The sequence below is a fragment of the Dyadobacter sp. 676 genome (assembly GCF_040448675.1).
Classification (GTDB): domain Bacteria; phylum Bacteroidota; class Bacteroidia; order Cytophagales; family Spirosomataceae; genus Dyadobacter.
Map to the genome: position 1 here is coordinate 4,373,140 of NZ_CP159289.1, position 15,609 is coordinate 4,388,748.

Here is a 15,609-nt window from a genome sequence, read left to right on the forward strand (position 1 = left end):
GCGTTGTTTACCACCAACGATAGAATAGGCCGATCGAGCCGTTTACGGATGATATGCCTTTATCGATGTAGTCATATTTGTAAGCCGTTCCATCGTATTTGACACGCACATCCAGGCCAAACGTCCCGTCTCTCTTAAATAAAAACCTGGAACCGGCCCCGACGCCATATTTGAAGCGTACTTTCTGATCCTGCGACGCCAGCGAGCCGTAATAAACCGTGTAATCGAGAATGCTCGCCCCGCCGCTGATTTGTACATACGGCTGCACCATGGCGTTACTGGGCAGGAAGCGGTAGTTTGCGAACAGTTCGATCGGATATTGGGATATTGTGCGCGTCTGCACCGCCGAAATGGTGCCGTCCTCACCTTGATACACAGCCCGCGGCAGGCGTTTTTCGAAGTAAGTAGAACCGATTTCGCCCCCCACCGATATCGGCGAGTTTCTCAATATCCATTCGATAGAGAGCGAGAAGTTCCGGAACGAAGATTTGTCGATGTAATTGTCTTTGAAAGAACCCATTGGTACGGCGCCCATATAGCGGGCCGTTGCAAGGTAATGGGTGTAGCGTTCGAATGGCGAGGCAATGGTATATAATTTGGGTTTTTCCTGAGCCAGCGCGGGCAGAACACTTCCAAGGAAAAGGGCAGTGATGATGATTCTTTTCATTTTTTTATTTGATTTTGAGGTACTCGGATTGCCCGAAAATGGAATCCGCCATTTTGTCGATGAGGTTTTGGTCGCCGATGGCCGAGCCGCGGATCTGCGCGTCCCAGATGACATTGAAAGTTTTACCGGAAGGTGTCGTTTGTGGATGTTTGAAGTCGAGCATGGAAATCATCCATGAGCTCTCACTGGTTTCATAATAGCTGTAATAGCTCGGGTAGCCGTAGCCGAAGCCGCCCCAGTAACCGCCATAATAGGAAGAAAGGGGTTGATACACATTAAGATACGTGTTCGTGATCCACGACACGTTGATACCGACGTCCGGATTATCCTTTCGGCTCACATACGTGTACCCCAATGCCTTCATATTGGTGATAATGCGGTTCAGCATCGCCTTGTCGATGTCATCGAGCGACGTGCCTGCGCGGTCGTTCTTGACGATCAGCACCGAATCCACGATGCTGAATGTCTTGTACTGACTGAAATTGGCGGATTTGTCGTGATTGGTAATGTATACCAACGACTCCTCGTTGGAAAGGTCGCTGATCGGGTCCTTGGAGCACGACATCAAACCAAGGCCGATTATCAGTAACAGAAAAGAGGCTTTCTTGAACATTTGAGTATGACTTTTTGAAATTTGTTAAATAAACGAAAATTGAAATGTTTAAAGTTTACGGGGCTGTGAGTTCATGAGTTTAAAGTTGACGAGGTCACACTCATAAACTCTCAACTCCCGAACTCATAAACCCTGACGGTATCGCGCTGCGATTGGTTGGAACGTTACACTTTACCGGCAGACGATCAGGAGAGTATGGAATCCGGCAAAATGTCTCTTTAATATTGAAAGCACATTTAGGGAATCTTCGTCCGAATCCCCGTAAATTTGCAGCTGTTTAATCTAATCATATGGAATCCAAAGAAGAGATTTTAAGAATCATAGATGTACTCAACGACACCTACGAAAGCGAGGAAGCATGGTACGGTCCGTCGGTAGTGGAAGCGCTGCGCGATGTCACCCCGAAAATAGCGGAGACGCGCCTGAGCAGCAACACACATTCGATTGCTGAAATCGTGTACCACATGACCACCTGGCGCATATTTGCCGTGCGGAAGTTGCAGGGCGATGCCGAATTCGATATCAAAACGCAGGATAAGGACTGGAAGAAGTTCCCGGTGGTCGACGAGTTCGAATGGGAGGCAATCCAGATGGAACTGAGCCTTTCACAGGAAGAGCTGATCTCGGAACTGGAAAAGATCGAAGACGACAGTTTCCTGGAAGAATTTGTGCCGGGCCGCGATTACTCCTATTATACATTGATCCACGGAGTGATCCAGCACGACGTTTACCATGCAGGGCAAATCGGACTCATTAAAAAAGCAGCGAAGACCAAGCGCCTGGAAGAAGACGACGATTACGGCACATACGGCGACCGTTCGGATTACGACAATTCCGCAGACTACTATTGATACTTGCATGAAATTTTGCAAAAATAGTCGATTACCTATTGTTTATAATATAAATTTTATATTTTGCATTATAATGGAGCGCGGGATATTGAGAAATGCCAACGTTCCAATGGTGTGGATATAGACAAAAAGGCTGTCCGATATTTCGGGCAGCCTTTTTTTAAGCAAAAAATCTGTGCAACATTTGGCACTTTAAACGCTTGCTCATCCTATGAAAATACTAATCGTTGAAGACGAACCGAAACTGGCGGGCTTTCTGAAACGCGGCCTCGAAGAACAATCGTGGGAAGTGGAACTGGCTTACGACGGGCAGGTCGGAAAGAAAATGGCTTCCAACTACCGGTTTGACGTAATCATCCTGGATGTGAACCTTCCGCTCCTCAACGGCTACGATCTTGCCAAACAGCTCCGTGCCGACGGGCTGACGACGCCGATCCTGTTCCTGACCGCATTGGGCACGATCGACGACAAGCTCGATGGTTTCGAAGCCGGGGGCGACGATTATCTGGTAAAACCCTTCGAATTCCGTGAGTTGATCGCCCGCATTAAGGTACTCTCGCAACGCAACAGCGCCCGCGAACAATCCAGCCAGGTGCTCACCATCGCCGACCTCGAACTGAATCTCGACGAGAAGGTAGCCAGAAGGGGCGGCAATCGCATCGACCTCACTGCCAAGGAGTTCGCTTTGCTTGAATACCTCATGCGCAACCGCGGGCGCGTCGTGTCGCGCGTGGACATCGCCGAGCAGGTATGGGATATCCGGTTCGATACCGGCACCAATGTGATCGACGTTTACATCAATTTTCTCCGTAAAAAGGTCGATAAAGACTATCCTACCAAGCTGATCCACACCGTGGTGGGCATGGGTTATATTTTCAAGGAAGAATGAATATCAAAACGCGCCTGACGTTGTTGTTTACCATGCTGGTGGGCTCCATTATGGCGTTGTTTTGCGTTGCTATCTACTTTTTTTACGACCAGTACCGCGAAAAGCAATTCTATTCCTTTCTCAACGAGCGCGGCCAGACGATCGCCCAGCTCGTGGAAGCCAGCCACGGAATCAGCAAGGCCGATATCGAAAAGATCGAAAAGGAAAACAAGACCATCCTGCTCGACGAGGAAATAACGATTTTCGACGGCTCGGATTCCATTATTTTCGTGAGCGGGAAAGAGAGCTTCAATCTTTCCAGAAACATGCTCACCGAGGCGAGGGCGGGGAAAGAGATCCATACCAAACATCAAAAGAAAGAGGTGATCATCATTCGCCACATCTTGCAGGACCACCGCAAGCCGTGGGTAGTGGCCGTGATCGCGAACGATTACCTGGGAATGAACCAGCTCAACCGCCTTCGGGAAATCCTGCTGATAGGCTGGCTGTTGTCGATGATCCTCGTGGGCGTAGCCGGCTGGCAATTTTCGAACGACGCGATCAAGCCGGTTTCGGATATCATCGATCAGGTAAACAATATCTCGGCGGGTAATTTGCATGAAAAAGTACGGGTAGGCCGCGAAAAGGACGAACTTGCGTTGCTTGCTGAGACCTTCAACCAGATGCTGACACGGCTCGAAATCGCATTTGTGGCGCAGAAAAACTTCGTTTCGCACGCGTCGCATGAGCTGCGCACGCCGCTGGCGCTTATCATGAGCGAGGCCGAGCTGAGCCTGATGAAAGAACGTTCGCCCGCCGATTACCAGGATGCGTTGAAGGGCATTTGGGCAGAGGCAAAGGAAATGAACGAGCTCGTAAGCCGCCTGCTCGAACTGGCGCGGACTGAGGAAAATGCATTCAGGGTAACTTTCTCGAAGATCCGGATCGATGAGGTCTTATGGCAAGCCAAAACCTCGGTACAGCAAAAGAATCCAGGCTATGAGGTGCATATCCATTACGACAAAATTCCGGAAGACGAGGAGCAATTGAAACGCTTCGGCGATGAAAGCCTGCTCAGGACTGCGTTCCTGAACCTGATGGACAACGCCTGCAAATACTCGCCCGACAAAACCTGCAACGTTTTCCTCGAAATCAAGAACAGGCTCATCATTATCTATTTTCGTGATATGGGCATTGGTATCGCGCGGGAGGAATTACCCTATATTTTCGATACGTTCTACCGCAGCCAGTCCACCATCAGCAAAGCGGGGTATGGCATCGGGCTCGCCCTCACGAAGCGTATTATCAACATGCAGGGTGCGAGCATCGAAGTGGAGTCGTCGCTGGGTTCCGGCACGACCTTCATTCTTAAGTTCCCCCCTTTTTAATTCCTTTTTAATTCAGCGTTAATGCCTCTTTAACAACGAAAAAGCTCCTTTGTAATGTAAATCGCACGTCCGGGCAGGTCTATAACCAGCAGGCATTTCAGCAGCTTTCACCCGTTCATTTCCACCGTTTTTTTTAGGCCGTTTGTCGAATTGAACTTGCCGCGAACGATGCAGGAATGAAGGTTAAAATATTTAAGAAAAAATGTATTGAGTTAAATTGAGTTAGGTGAGTAGTAAGAAAAAACTGGCCTTCGGATCTTCCGGAGGCCAATTTTTTATATGCCCTGATCGGGAAGCCTGAATTTTACCGGCTGGCTCTCCTCCACACGTGTTGCGGGCAGGGCCTCGGGGTGCTCCTTCGCGATGAACTCGATCAGCTTTTCCCGTACAAGGCAGCGGAGATCGAAAGTTTCGCTGGAATTCCGCGCCGACATCAAGGCCCGCACGACCATCAGTTGGCCTTGCGTGTCCGTTACCTGCAACGCCCAGGCACGACCGTCCCACAGCGGCGTGCTGTCGAGTATTTCTTTCAATTTTGCCCGGAGCTTGTCAACCGGCGTGTGGTAATTCAGGTAAAAGAAAGCGGCGCCGGTAAGCGCGCTTTCGTTCCTTGTCCAGTTCTGAAACGGCGTTTCGATGAAATAGGTAATGGGTAAAACAATGCGCCGCAAGTCCCAGATGTTGACCACGACATACGTCAGGTTGATCTCTTCGATACGCCCCCATTCTCCCTCCACGATAACCACATCATCGATTTTGATGGGTTGGGTAAAGGCGATCTGAATACCGGCCATGAGATTTGCCAGCGATTTTTGCGCCGCGAAACCGATGATTACGGAGGCTATGCCCGCGGAAGTCAGGATTCCCACGCCATACTGCCGCACGCTGTCGAAACTGAGCAGCAATATGGAAACGCCGATGGTGACGACCATGATCACCACAATGCGTTTGATGAATTTGATTTTGGTAAAAAGGCGCCGGGCCTGGTTGTTGTCCGGCGAGTTGAAGTCCAGCTTGTCGATCAGTATCTTTTCGACGATAATCACGATCCGGGCCATGAGCCAGGTAGTAATGCCGATTAACGCGGTTTTGCTTAGCCCGAAAACCCAGTCGTATTGCGGATTGGCGTACGAGTAGGTTTTCGAGGCCCCGGTAATCAGCACGATCGGCATGAAGAAATGCAGCACGTTTGTAAGGTTCTCGCTGATTGCGCGCAATGCCCGCCACTCTTTCCGCGATGCCGCTACCCTGATCAGGCTGATGAAAATAATGCTGATAACCAATCCGACGCCGCCGCTCAGCAGCAGCAACAGCCAGGGTGAATTGCGGTAATTGATCAGGTCGTTAAAATCCATTCACAGTTCAGATATCGTTGAGCCGGGCGACGATCATGCCCGTGTGCTTGGGGACGGAGGCCACGTACTCGGCCAGCGGAACATTCGTCATGATCACCTTCTTGCCCGTCAGCGAGGCGTGAATCAGATAAGCCCTGCTGCCCACTTTTGAAATAATGCCCATATGGTTGACATCCAGCCCTTCGACCGACGACGTGAAGGCCACGATATCGCCGTCGTGCAGCATAGGCTCGGCCTTCTGGATGTCGCTTTTCGGAATGTAGCTGTGTTCCCGCGAATTGATAACCGCTTCCTGCTCCTTTACCTTCTCGTAAACGTCGCTCGGGGCCAGCGAAGGGTACAGGTTGGCATGTGTGGTCATGAAGTTGATCTCCTTGACGAAAGGTACGCCACCTACTTTCGCGGTAATGTCTTCCAGCCGCCCGCGTTTCTGGTTTTCGTACACCCAGTCGAGGATATAATGCAGGCGCGATGGGTAACCGTCGATAATGCCGTCGCGGTAACGCAGTTTGGTGAGTTCATTTTTATATTCCTCAAATGTGGCATTCTCCATCTTGGCAACAGCCAGGGCGATCACGCTCTCCACGAGGGTAGTGCAATCCAGTCCGTCGAACTTGCACACAAGCCGCTCGGTGGGGTTTCCTTCCAGCGTGCCGGCCACGTAAGGTGTGCCGAGGAATGATTCGCTGATCCGCAGGACCTGCGTACCGATGTCCCGGCTGGCAGGCAGTTCCATTTTCTGCATAAAGGTCTTTTGCAGGCTGGCCTGCCCGAAACAGGCAGCGGAAGTCAGCAACAAAATGGAAAGCACTACAAATCTGATCATACTTGAATTTCTTTAAAACCAGGGTACGTTAACAACCCAACTTGCCGGCATTGTAAAGTCACCGGCAGGCGGATGATGTAAAATTAATGATCAAAAGCCCCTTTTGCAATTTCAGGGCGACCCGGGCCCGTTACTTCGGAACGATCTCGAAAGCGAATGCCGAAATAGGCGGAAGCTCCACGTGCACACCGGTAGATGTGATTTCCGCAGTGCGCAGCTGGACTTGCGGCACCTCCAGGGGAAACACCGGTTTCAGCTTGTACAAGCCCGTATTGCCCAGTTTGAGCACGTCCGTCCAGGCGTCCTGGGGCACCTTAATCGTCGTTTCTACGGTTCGTGACTCGTGAAAATTGTATACAAACAGTAATTTTTGATTATCGGTGTGTCGTAAGTAGCTGTAAATAATTGTTTTATCGTAGTTGATCGACTGCCCGTCGGCATTTACGTATTGCAAATCGTAAAATCCGCCGGCATAGACAGCCTCGTTTTTCAGGACAAAGGCGTTCAGGTTCCGGTAAAATTCACGCAGCGTCTTTTGCTCCATGGTAAGGAGCTCGTCGTTGAATTTACCCCCGTTCACCCATTGCTGGAACTCGGGAATGCCCCAGTAGTCGAAAATCGTCGTACGGCCATCGTCACCCTGAAAGCCTTCCTGCTGTGTGGCGTCCACACCCAGCTCCTGCCCGAAGTAGAGCATGAACGGGCCGGTATGCAACGTCGCGCTTAGGACCATTGCCGGCAAGGCTGTCCACGGATTACCGGCGAAATACCGCGAGGCAATGCGCTGTTCGTCGTGATTTTCAAGAAACCGGAGCATATGTTCGCTGAAATCCCCCGATTCGTACTGCCAGATCCGTGTGATGTCTTCCGTCGTCCCATACCCTCCGATGATCCGCCGCAAAGAATTGTACAGCCCTACTTTGTCATAGAGATAATCGAACCCGCCCTTGTCGATATAGTTGCGGTATTCGAACAGATTATAAATTTCCGCTATGAACAGGATCGCGGGATTCTCCCTCCTGACCTCGGAGATCACCCAACCCCAGAATTCCACAGGCACCATTTCGGCCATGTCGCATCGGAAGCCGTCCACGCCTTTTCGTGTCCAGTAGATGAGGATATCGCGCATTTTAAGCCAGGTGGACGGAATGGGGTCGAAATGGCGTGCCCGGCCGTCCAGATAATCGATGCCGTAGTTTAGTTTTACAGTTTCATACCAATCGTACTGGCTGGGTTGCGCCTGGAAAACGTCGTTTCCCGTCGCCTTCGCGGGGCGTTCATGATATGGCGTCGTTACCGGCAATGGCGGCGTAAGACCCTCCGGCACCACGAAATCGTGTTCGGGAATATAATAAAAGTTGTTGCCCGGACTGAAACTGACGGTATTGTCATCGTCTTCGCCGAAATCTCTGACCCCCTCCGGCCGCATATCTGAATGGTATTGCCGCGCTACGTGGTTGGGGACGAAATCGATGATCACCTTCAGGCCGTGTACGTGTGTGCGCGTTACGAGATTTTCGAACTCCTGCATCCGGTTCGGAACGTCGACGGCCAGATCGGGATCTACGTCGTAGTAATCCTTTACGGCATAGGGCGATCCTGCAATGCCTTTCACGATCAGCGGATGGTCGGGCTTGATGCCGAACTTCGAGTAGTCGGTCAGGGTAGCATGTTCAAGCACACCGGTGTACCACAGGTGCGTTACGCCAAAATCTTTCAGCGCGGCGAGCGCGGTGTCGTCGATGTCGTTAAACTTCCCGCAACCGTTTTCCTCGATTGTTCCGTAGACTTTGTTGGCTGTTTTCCGGTTGCCGAAAAGACGGGTAAATATCTGGTATATAATGAATTTATCGTGGTTGACGGCGGACATTTTGTCGGAGTTTTGAGTTGTTCCCGGAACGCTTTTCCGGCGGTCCGATGGTGCCAAAAGAGCCGTATTTCGGCCCTGGCGCGGCAAATTGCTATTTTTTACTATTTTGCAAGATATTAAATTTGATAAGTATGCCCTCAATACAAGCCTGCCTTTTTGATCTCGACGGCGTAATCGTCGACACCGCCCGTTTTCACTACATTGCCTGGCGCGAAATGGCCCGGGACCTGGGTTTCGATCTCACACAGGAAGAAAATGAACGCCTTAAAGGGATCAGCCGGATGGAATCGCTTGAAATCGTGCTGTCGATCGGCGGGGTGCAATTGCCGGAAGAAGAAAAGATCCGTAGGGCGGCCGCAAAGAATGCCCGCTACCTTGAACTGTGCATGCAAATGACGCCCGATGACGCGCTGCCCGGTGTCCGCCCATTCCTCGACGAGCTGAAACAACAAGGTATCCGCAGCGGCCTGGGCTCGGCAAGTAAAAATGCCCGGGTCATCCTGGAAAGGATCAACATGCTGCATTACTTCGATACGATCGTCGACGGCAACCGCATTACAAAAGGCAAGCCAGACCCCCAGGTGTTCCTGATGGGCGCGTCCGATTTACAGGTGGCGCCGCAGCATTGCGCCGTGTTTGAAGACGCCGTGGCCGGTATCCAGTCGGCCAAAGCAGCGGGAATGCTGGCCGTAGGGGTAGGCGAGGCGTCCGTTCTTGCGGAAGCCGACATTGTCATTCCGGGTTTTGAGGGTTTTGATTTAGCACAATCGGAAAACGCATGAAAAATTACATTACACACGACGAATGGTGCATAGTAGAAGATGGTTTTCACCCCGGATATAACGAAATCACCGAAAGTTTGATGAGCCTCGGAAACGGCCGTATGGGCCAGCGGGGGAATTTTGAAGAAGGATATTCGGGCAAAACGCTGCCGGGAAACTATGTGGCGGGCGTTTATTTTCCCGATAAAACGCGGGTAGGCTGGTGGAAAAACGGTTATCCCAATTACTTTGCCAAGGTCCTGAACGCCTGTAACTGGACCGGTATCGGGATTCGCGTAGGCACGGAAGTGCTGGACCTCAATACCTGTAAAATCGACGAGTTCCGTCGCGTACTGAATATGAAAGAGGGCGTGCTCGAACGTACCACGACTGTCACGCTGTCGGGCGGACGGAAGTTGCGCATCCACTCCAAACGCTTTTGCAGTATGGCCGACGACGAGGCCGGGGCGATCAGTTACAGTATGGTGCCGCTCAATTTCACCGATCATTTCACCATTACCCCATTTCTCGACGGCAATATCCGGAACCGCGATTCGAATTATGACGAGTCGTTTTGGAATGGCATTGCGCACGAGGTTTCCGGGCAGGAGGGGTATCTGGTGCTGGAAACCAAAAGCAATCCGTTTAACGTGGAGCAATTCCGCGTCGCAACGGGGATGAAGTTCGAAATCAAGCTGGATGGAATGCCGGTTTCGACTACGGTAAATCATAGTTCCCGGGACAAGTACGTAGACGGTACGGTTCAGCTCGAAGTACGGGAGGGGCGGCAGGTCAGCATTTTTAAATATGCGGTTAACCTGTCGTCGGCGAACTACACGCACGACGACTTGCTGCCCCGCGCCAAAGCGTACATCGCGCGCATCGCCGAAAAAGGCTTCGACCGCATGTACGCGGAGCAGGTACAGGCCTGGGCGGAAAAATGGGAGAAAAACGACATTACCATCGCGGGCGACATAGCCGCGCAGCAGGGCATCCGCTTCAATATATTCCATCTCGGACAAACCTACACCGGGGAGGACGAACGCCTGAATATCGGACCGAAAGGTTTTACGGGCGAAAAATACGGCGGTAGCACCTATTGGGATACGGAGGCATACTGCATTCCCTTTTACCTGTCGACAGCCGACGAGAAGGTTGCGCGGAACTTGCTCGTTTATCGTTACAAACATCTGCAAAAAGCCATTGAAAATGCGGCCAGGCTCGGTTTTAGCGACGGGGCAGCGCTTTATCCGATGGTGACCATGAACGGAGAGGAATGCCACAACGAATGGGAAATCACCTTTGAAGAGATACACCGGAACGGTGCGATCGCCTACGCCATTTACGATTACACCCGCTACACGGGCGACGAAAGCTACGTGACCGGGGAGGGGCTCGAAGTGCTGATCGGCATTTCACGTTTCTGGAAACAGCGGGTCAACTGGTCGGAAGCGAAAGGCCAATATGTAATGCTCGGCGTAACCGGGCCCAACGAATACGAGAACAACGTAAACAACAACTGGTATACCAACTACATTGCCTGCTGGACCCTTCGTTATACGCTGGAAGTGATCGACAAGCTGTGGAAGGAAGATTCGCGCAAACTGAACGAAGTGATTTTTAAAACCAACCTCCGGCTGAATACCGAGCTCGCCGACTGGAAGCATATTGTCGACAACATGCATTATCCTTACGACGAAAGCCGGCAGGTATTTTTGCAGCAGCAGGGTTTCCTCGACAAGCATCTGCAGACCGTCGCGGATATTGCCGATCAGCGGCCGATCAACCAGCGGTGGTCGTGGGACAGGATATTGAGGTCATGTTTTATCAAACAGGCCGACGTATTGCAAGGCCTTTATTTCTTTGAGCACGAATTCGACGCGGCGACGATCCGCCGGAATTTCGAGTTTTATGAACCGATGACCGTACATGAATCGTCGCTTTCGCCCTGCGTCCATTCCATCCTGGCGGCCGGGTTGGGGATGCGCGAAAAGGCATATGAAATGTATTTGCGCACGGCCCGCCTGGACCTCGACGATTACAACAACGATACCGAGGATGGCTTGCACATTACCTCTATGGCCGGTACCTGGATGAGTATCGTGAAGGGCTTTGCAGGCCAGCGTGTAAAGGACGGTTCGCTGTACTTCAAGCCTTACATCCCCGATCAGTGGGAAGGATATTCGTTCCGGATCGGGTTCCGTGGCGCCCTGTTAAAAGTAAGTGTGTCGAGGCAAGCTATTTCCATTGAAAACAGCACGGAAACCGCTCTGACTGTTTTTGTTAACGACCAGAAAGTGTATGTGGACGCACTGTCTTCCGTACAACTTTAATTACCGAGGGTTACTTGGAATGATGTTATTTATTTAAAAAATTATATTCTACCAGAAATTTAGCAAACGGTCTTAGCAATAATTGTAATTTTCCCTGATTCCTTGTAGGTTAGCAGCTTTTGAGCCATTACGCACCCCATGGTACAGAAAATCTGCTTACTTGTGATGACAGGTATGTTGCTGATGTTGACGGTGTTAGCGCCGCGGCAGGTCTCAGCTCAGGATTTTAGTGAGTGCCAGCGATTTGTAAAAGAACTTCTACCTATTTTCAACAGATCATTTGAGGAAAATAATCCTGCATTACTTCGCGGCGAAGAATACCAGCGCGGGGTAAGGAACCTGCAGGCGGCTTATGCCGCGTACCACAAGGAAGCATTCCAGCCCTCCGATTCCGCCCGGCGAATGAACAACGAAGCGGTGATCCTGGCGCTAACGGGCAACTACCAGAAAGCATTGCACATCATGGAAGAGCTGGACCTCGGGGAATCGGATCAGCAATTGCTCTATAACCGGGGCCTGTTTGCTATGTTGTCGGGTAAATTGGATGCGGCGCGGAACGATTTCGCCCGGTCGCCGGGGCACGCGGAAGCAACGCTGAATACGCTGGTAGTGCTCGGAAAACAGAAGAAATACCAGGAGGCGGCCAGCTTCGCGAACGACAACACGGCTAAAAATACCGGCGGAAAGTGGAGTTTCAATGTGGGAATGGTACACAAATACAGCGGGCGAATGGAAGACGCTGTCGACGCGATTACGAGTGCGATCCGCCAGCGCGACGAAATGGCCTACCGCTTGCAAAGGGGCGACATCCTCATGCGCACCGGCAATGAAAAACGGGCCGTGAAGGATTTTGAGAAAGTCGCACGCACGCATCCGAAGGCGCAGATACGCTATGCGAACGCGCTGCTTTCCCTGAACCAGTTCGGAATGGCGAAAGCAGTTTTTGAAAAATACCTCGAAACCGACGACCGTACTTTCCGGGGGGACGCTTACCTGGGCATGGCGCATTCGTGTTACGGCCTGCAACAAATCAGCGAAGCGCAGCGCTACTACAAGCTGGCTTCCACTTTGAAGCGCGAGACACCCGGACTGCAATCGGGTATTGCGAATACCCATCTCTCAAAACACGAATATCAGACGGCATTTACGCTGTTCGACCGGGTTATCAGGAAGGATTCGACCTATTTGCCGGCCTATCTGGGACGTGCGGTGGCCTACTACGGTCAAAAGAAATACGATCTGGCGCTGCAGGATTTCAAGAAAGGCGAGAAGGCATTGAATGAGGATAACAAGTTCTTCGCCGATCTGTTCGTAACCAAAGCGTTTTCGGAATACTACCTGAAACAGACCGCACAGGCACAGGAAGATTTCCAGAAGGCCATCCGGCTCGATCCGGCCCGTTACGAAGCCCTGGCTGGTTTGAGCAGCATTATGATCGATCAGAAGCGGTATTCGGAAGCGGGGCAATACCTGGCGAAAGCGCTGCAATATGAGCAGGGCTACGACCTCATGTGGAGCAACTATGGAAACCTGCTGTTGCATTTCGATATGTACAAAAAAGGCTATCAGGTATTCAAAAAGGCAGTTTCATTGAACCCCTCGAATGTGAATGCGCAGAATGGCTGGGGGATTGCGCTGCTTGAAAACGATCAGCTCGACAAGTCGATGGCGCTTTTTGACAGCCTCGTACGTGAAAAACCCGAGCTGCCATTCCTGCATAATAACCACGGGATCGTACAGGCTTACATCGGCAACCGGCATGACCAGAAGCACCAGGTAAACGAGGCGAATGCACGGTATGATGGCGCTTACGAGGATTTTAAACTTGCTATGGCAGCTGCGCCTGGCCGGAAGTTCTATAATGTAAACCAGGGCAATGTGTACCGGTACATGGAGCGCTATGACGACGCGAAGCTGAGCTACCAGAGCTATCAGGACAAGAGCGCGCTGAACAATACCGCCGTCATGTATGCAGGCCAGGAGCGTTTCAAGGATGCGAAATACTACCTCGGCATTGCGATTCAGATCGATTCCCTGCACCGGGTATTTCAATACAACATGGCTGTGCTGATGAAAGGCAAACAGAAGGAAATGATGCGCCTCGTAGCCTCTGCCGACGAAAACAGCCCGTTTTCCGATATCGGCATCAAGTACAGCCGCGACGGTTTCGTGACGATCTATCTTTACGATTACGAGTACGACGTCCTGACTTTCCCGGGCCGTCATTATATGCCGCTGCCGGTTACGGAATACAAAGAAGACTACTTTATTCCCGAATACGATTTCAAACTGATGCCATACGAGAAAAAAAGGTGGAGGGCAAAAAGAAAAAGCGTGTGAGGTACCGTAGTCAAAAAGTAAAGATGCCCGGCAGAAGGGGACGGTCGGGAACGAAATGTCCGGTGCTCTTCTAGAAGTTAACCGTCGTTAAACTCACGGAATGGCTCGCTTTGAGCAAAATTTTCTACGATCGATCAGGTGTTATCCCCAATTGATGTAAGTTTTTCCACTATTTCGAAGCAATGCGCGAAACGGCTGCTCAGACGTCACTTGCGGGTTTTGTGAAGATATTCTTGACTTCCACGAAGCTGATCGGCTTGTCGAGGAAATAATCTGCACCGTTTCGGAATGCTTCTTCTTTCAGGTTCGTCATGGCGCTCATCATCACCACTTTGGCACGTTTGTCCGGGTGTGCTTCGCGTAGCTGACGAATTGCCTGCACACCCTTTCCGTCAGGTAAGTTATTGTCTATGAATATCCAATCGGGACGCATATCTCTTACACAATCCAATCCCTCCGTCAGTGAAGCTACCACCCGGATCGATCCATCGGGTGTTTTAATATTTAGTTGCCTTATCAGAAAATTGCGCATCAACACTCCCAAATCTCTTTCATCTTCAATAATAACAATTTTCATAGCGCTGTGTGAGTAGTAATTTCAGCCATCAGTAGTGGAGGTGTTGTCCGGCGCCGTTAAAACAGCGTTTGGATCATAAACTAACCTTACCATCCTGCAAGGCAATAATCCTGCCATAAAATGGCATTGAAGTATCCCCGGGCGGCTTTCAACAGGACGGCCGGATAGGCGTTTATTGTAACTTTTTTACACCGTTTTGGGTGTAAATTTTACAGCGGAACACGGAGTCTGGTATTTGGTTTGATAATTTTTTGACAGTAATATGTTGTTTATCAATGCAATATGTTTTGAAGTATATTGCGGGACGTGCGGTGGTACAGGATTTTCGGAGTTTTGGATGAAAACCAAATATCCATTTAAAACCAGTAAGCTATGTCTGCGAACAAAATCATCTTGGGAATAGTGACCGCAGCGGTGGCGGGAGTAGTAATCGGACTGATCGTTGCGCCGGAAGACAGCAAGAAGACTATCAGAAAACTAAAAAAGAAAACGAACAGCCTCGCGAACGACCTGATAACCGCATTGGAAAAAAGCAAAGCGAAAGCGGCGGATGCGGCCGGCGAATTGAAAGCGGAGGGTAAAGCATACGCCAGCGACGTAGCGGATAAAGCCGAGACTTATGTCGACTCCGCCCGTGAACAGGTAGGAAACCTTTGACATATAGCGTTATGGGACCAACAGTCGATCAATCGAAGTCGCAGAAAATAAAGGATACCGTTTCCGGAACGGTTGGTTATTTCAAAGACCTGATGGCTGCCGGGCCGGAAGGTGCCGCGGGCCGCGGCATGGAGATCGGGCTCGGCGCATTGCTGGGCAGGACGGCGCTCAGGCGACTCCCCGCACCGTTTAACTTACTGGCCCCGCTGCTGATTGAGAAAGTTATTATGAAGCACGGGGTCGAAGAAGGCCGCGAGTTGCTGTTGAAAGGTTTGTACTGGGTCAGGAACGCGACCGAAGACAAGCCCCTGCGACCTGCCTGATCTCGGCATATGCCCGCATTGAAACCCTCCCGAGCGGAGGGTTTTGCCGTTTACGGGTAGGCAAGGCTTTTGCATTTCGTATAGTATGTTTTCGATAACCCTGATACTTCGGCGCGTGCTTTATGGTTGTATTGCTAAGGGTGAAAACACCAGCGCCAAACCCACTGGAAATAACGACAT

14 protein-coding genes are annotated in these 15,609 nt (G+C 50.9%); 8 read left to right on the forward strand and 6 right to left on the reverse strand.

Annotated features, from left to right (window positions below; genetic code table 11):
- Positions 1-7 precede the first annotated feature (7 nt).
- Positions 8-667, reverse strand: a complete 660-nt coding sequence (locus ABV298_RS19645; RefSeq protein WP_353717875.1) for a hypothetical protein — start codon at positions 665-667, stop codon at positions 8-10.
- 4 nt (positions 668-671) lie between these two features.
- Positions 672-1,280 carry a DUF4136 domain-containing protein gene (locus ABV298_RS19650; protein WP_353717876.1) on the reverse strand — a complete coding sequence of 203 codons (609 nt, stop codon included), beginning with the start codon at positions 1,278-1,280 and terminating at the stop codon, positions 672-674.
- 290 nt (positions 1,281-1,570) lie between these two features.
- Between ABV298_RS19650 and ABV298_RS19655 the strand changes: the two genes are divergently transcribed.
- From ABV298_RS19655 to ABV298_RS19665, 3 genes are all read left to right on the forward strand, one after another.
- Positions 1,571-2,131: a DinB family protein gene (locus ABV298_RS19655; protein ID WP_353717877.1), complete on the forward strand. Its 561-nt coding sequence runs from the start codon at positions 1,571-1,573 to the stop codon at positions 2,129-2,131.
- A 211-nt stretch (positions 2,132-2,342) separates the two neighbouring features.
- Positions 2,343-3,020, forward strand: coding sequence for a response regulator transcription factor (locus tag ABV298_RS19660; RefSeq protein ID WP_353717878.1), 678 nt, complete (start codon positions 2,343-2,345; stop codon positions 3,018-3,020).
- Positions 3,017-4,387, forward strand: a complete 1,371-nt coding sequence (locus ABV298_RS19665; RefSeq protein ID WP_353717879.1) for a HAMP domain-containing sensor histidine kinase — start codon at positions 3,017-3,019, stop codon at positions 4,385-4,387. Before ABV298_RS19660 ends, ABV298_RS19665 begins: the two co-directional genes overlap by 4 nt.
- Before the next feature lie 275 nt (positions 4,388-4,662).
- On the opposite strand, the gene ABV298_RS19670 is transcribed toward ABV298_RS19665, so the two are convergent.
- From ABV298_RS19670 to ABV298_RS19680, 3 genes are all read right to left on the reverse strand, one after another.
- On the reverse strand, positions 4,663-5,742 hold the full coding sequence (locus ABV298_RS19670) for a mechanosensitive ion channel domain-containing protein (RefSeq protein ID WP_353717880.1): 1,080 nt from the start codon (positions 5,740-5,742) through the stop codon (positions 4,663-4,665).
- Positions 5,743-5,749: 7 nt separating this feature from the next.
- Positions 5,750-6,568 (reverse strand): N-acetylmuramoyl-L-alanine amidase-like domain-containing protein, encoded by an 819-nt coding sequence (locus ABV298_RS19675; RefSeq protein WP_353717881.1) that lies wholly within the window; start codon positions 6,566-6,568, stop codon positions 5,750-5,752.
- A 130-nt stretch (positions 6,569-6,698) separates the two neighbouring features.
- Positions 6,699-8,438, reverse strand: coding sequence for an alpha-amylase family protein (locus tag ABV298_RS19680; protein ID WP_353717882.1), 1,740 nt, complete (start codon positions 8,436-8,438; stop codon positions 6,699-6,701).
- Positions 8,439-8,569: 131 nt separating this feature from the next.
- On the opposite strand from ABV298_RS19680, the gene pgmB reads away from it, so the two are divergent.
- The 3 genes from pgmB to ABV298_RS19695 all read left to right on the forward strand — a co-directional run bounded on the left by pgmB (position 8,570) and on the right by ABV298_RS19695 (position 13,872).
- The gene (pgmB, locus tag ABV298_RS19685) at positions 8,570-9,220 is read left to right on the forward strand and encodes a beta-phosphoglucomutase (protein ID WP_353717883.1); all 651 of its coding nucleotides are present in this window, start codon (positions 8,570-8,572) and stop codon (positions 9,218-9,220) included.
- Complete coding sequence (locus ABV298_RS19690) at positions 9,217-11,532, forward strand: glycoside hydrolase family 65 protein (RefSeq protein WP_353717884.1); 2,316 nt, start codon at positions 9,217-9,219, stop codon at positions 11,530-11,532. Before pgmB ends, ABV298_RS19690 begins: the two co-directional genes overlap by 4 nt.
- Positions 11,533-11,697: 165 nt before the next feature.
- Positions 11,698-13,872, forward strand: a complete 2,175-nt coding sequence (locus ABV298_RS19695; RefSeq protein ID WP_353723216.1) for a tetratricopeptide repeat protein — start codon at positions 11,698-11,700, stop codon at positions 13,870-13,872.
- Between the two features lie 199 nt (positions 13,873-14,071).
- Here ABV298_RS19695 and ABV298_RS19700 read toward each other — a convergent pair whose 3' ends face one another.
- Positions 14,072-14,449 (reverse strand): response regulator, encoded by a 378-nt coding sequence (locus ABV298_RS19700; protein ID WP_353717885.1) that lies wholly within the window; start codon positions 14,447-14,449, stop codon positions 14,072-14,074.
- A gap of 372 nt (positions 14,450-14,821) precedes the next feature.
- On the opposite strand from ABV298_RS19700, the gene ABV298_RS19705 reads away from it, so the two are divergent.
- The gene (locus tag ABV298_RS19705) at positions 14,822-15,106 is read left to right on the forward strand and encodes a YtxH domain-containing protein (protein ID WP_353717886.1); all 285 of its coding nucleotides are present in this window, start codon (positions 14,822-14,824) and stop codon (positions 15,104-15,106) included.
- 11 nt (positions 15,107-15,117) lie between these two features.
- Complete coding sequence (locus ABV298_RS19710; RefSeq protein WP_353717887.1) at positions 15,118-15,429, forward strand: hypothetical protein; 312 nt, start codon at positions 15,118-15,120, stop codon at positions 15,427-15,429.
- Positions 15,430-15,609 lie beyond the last annotated feature (180 nt).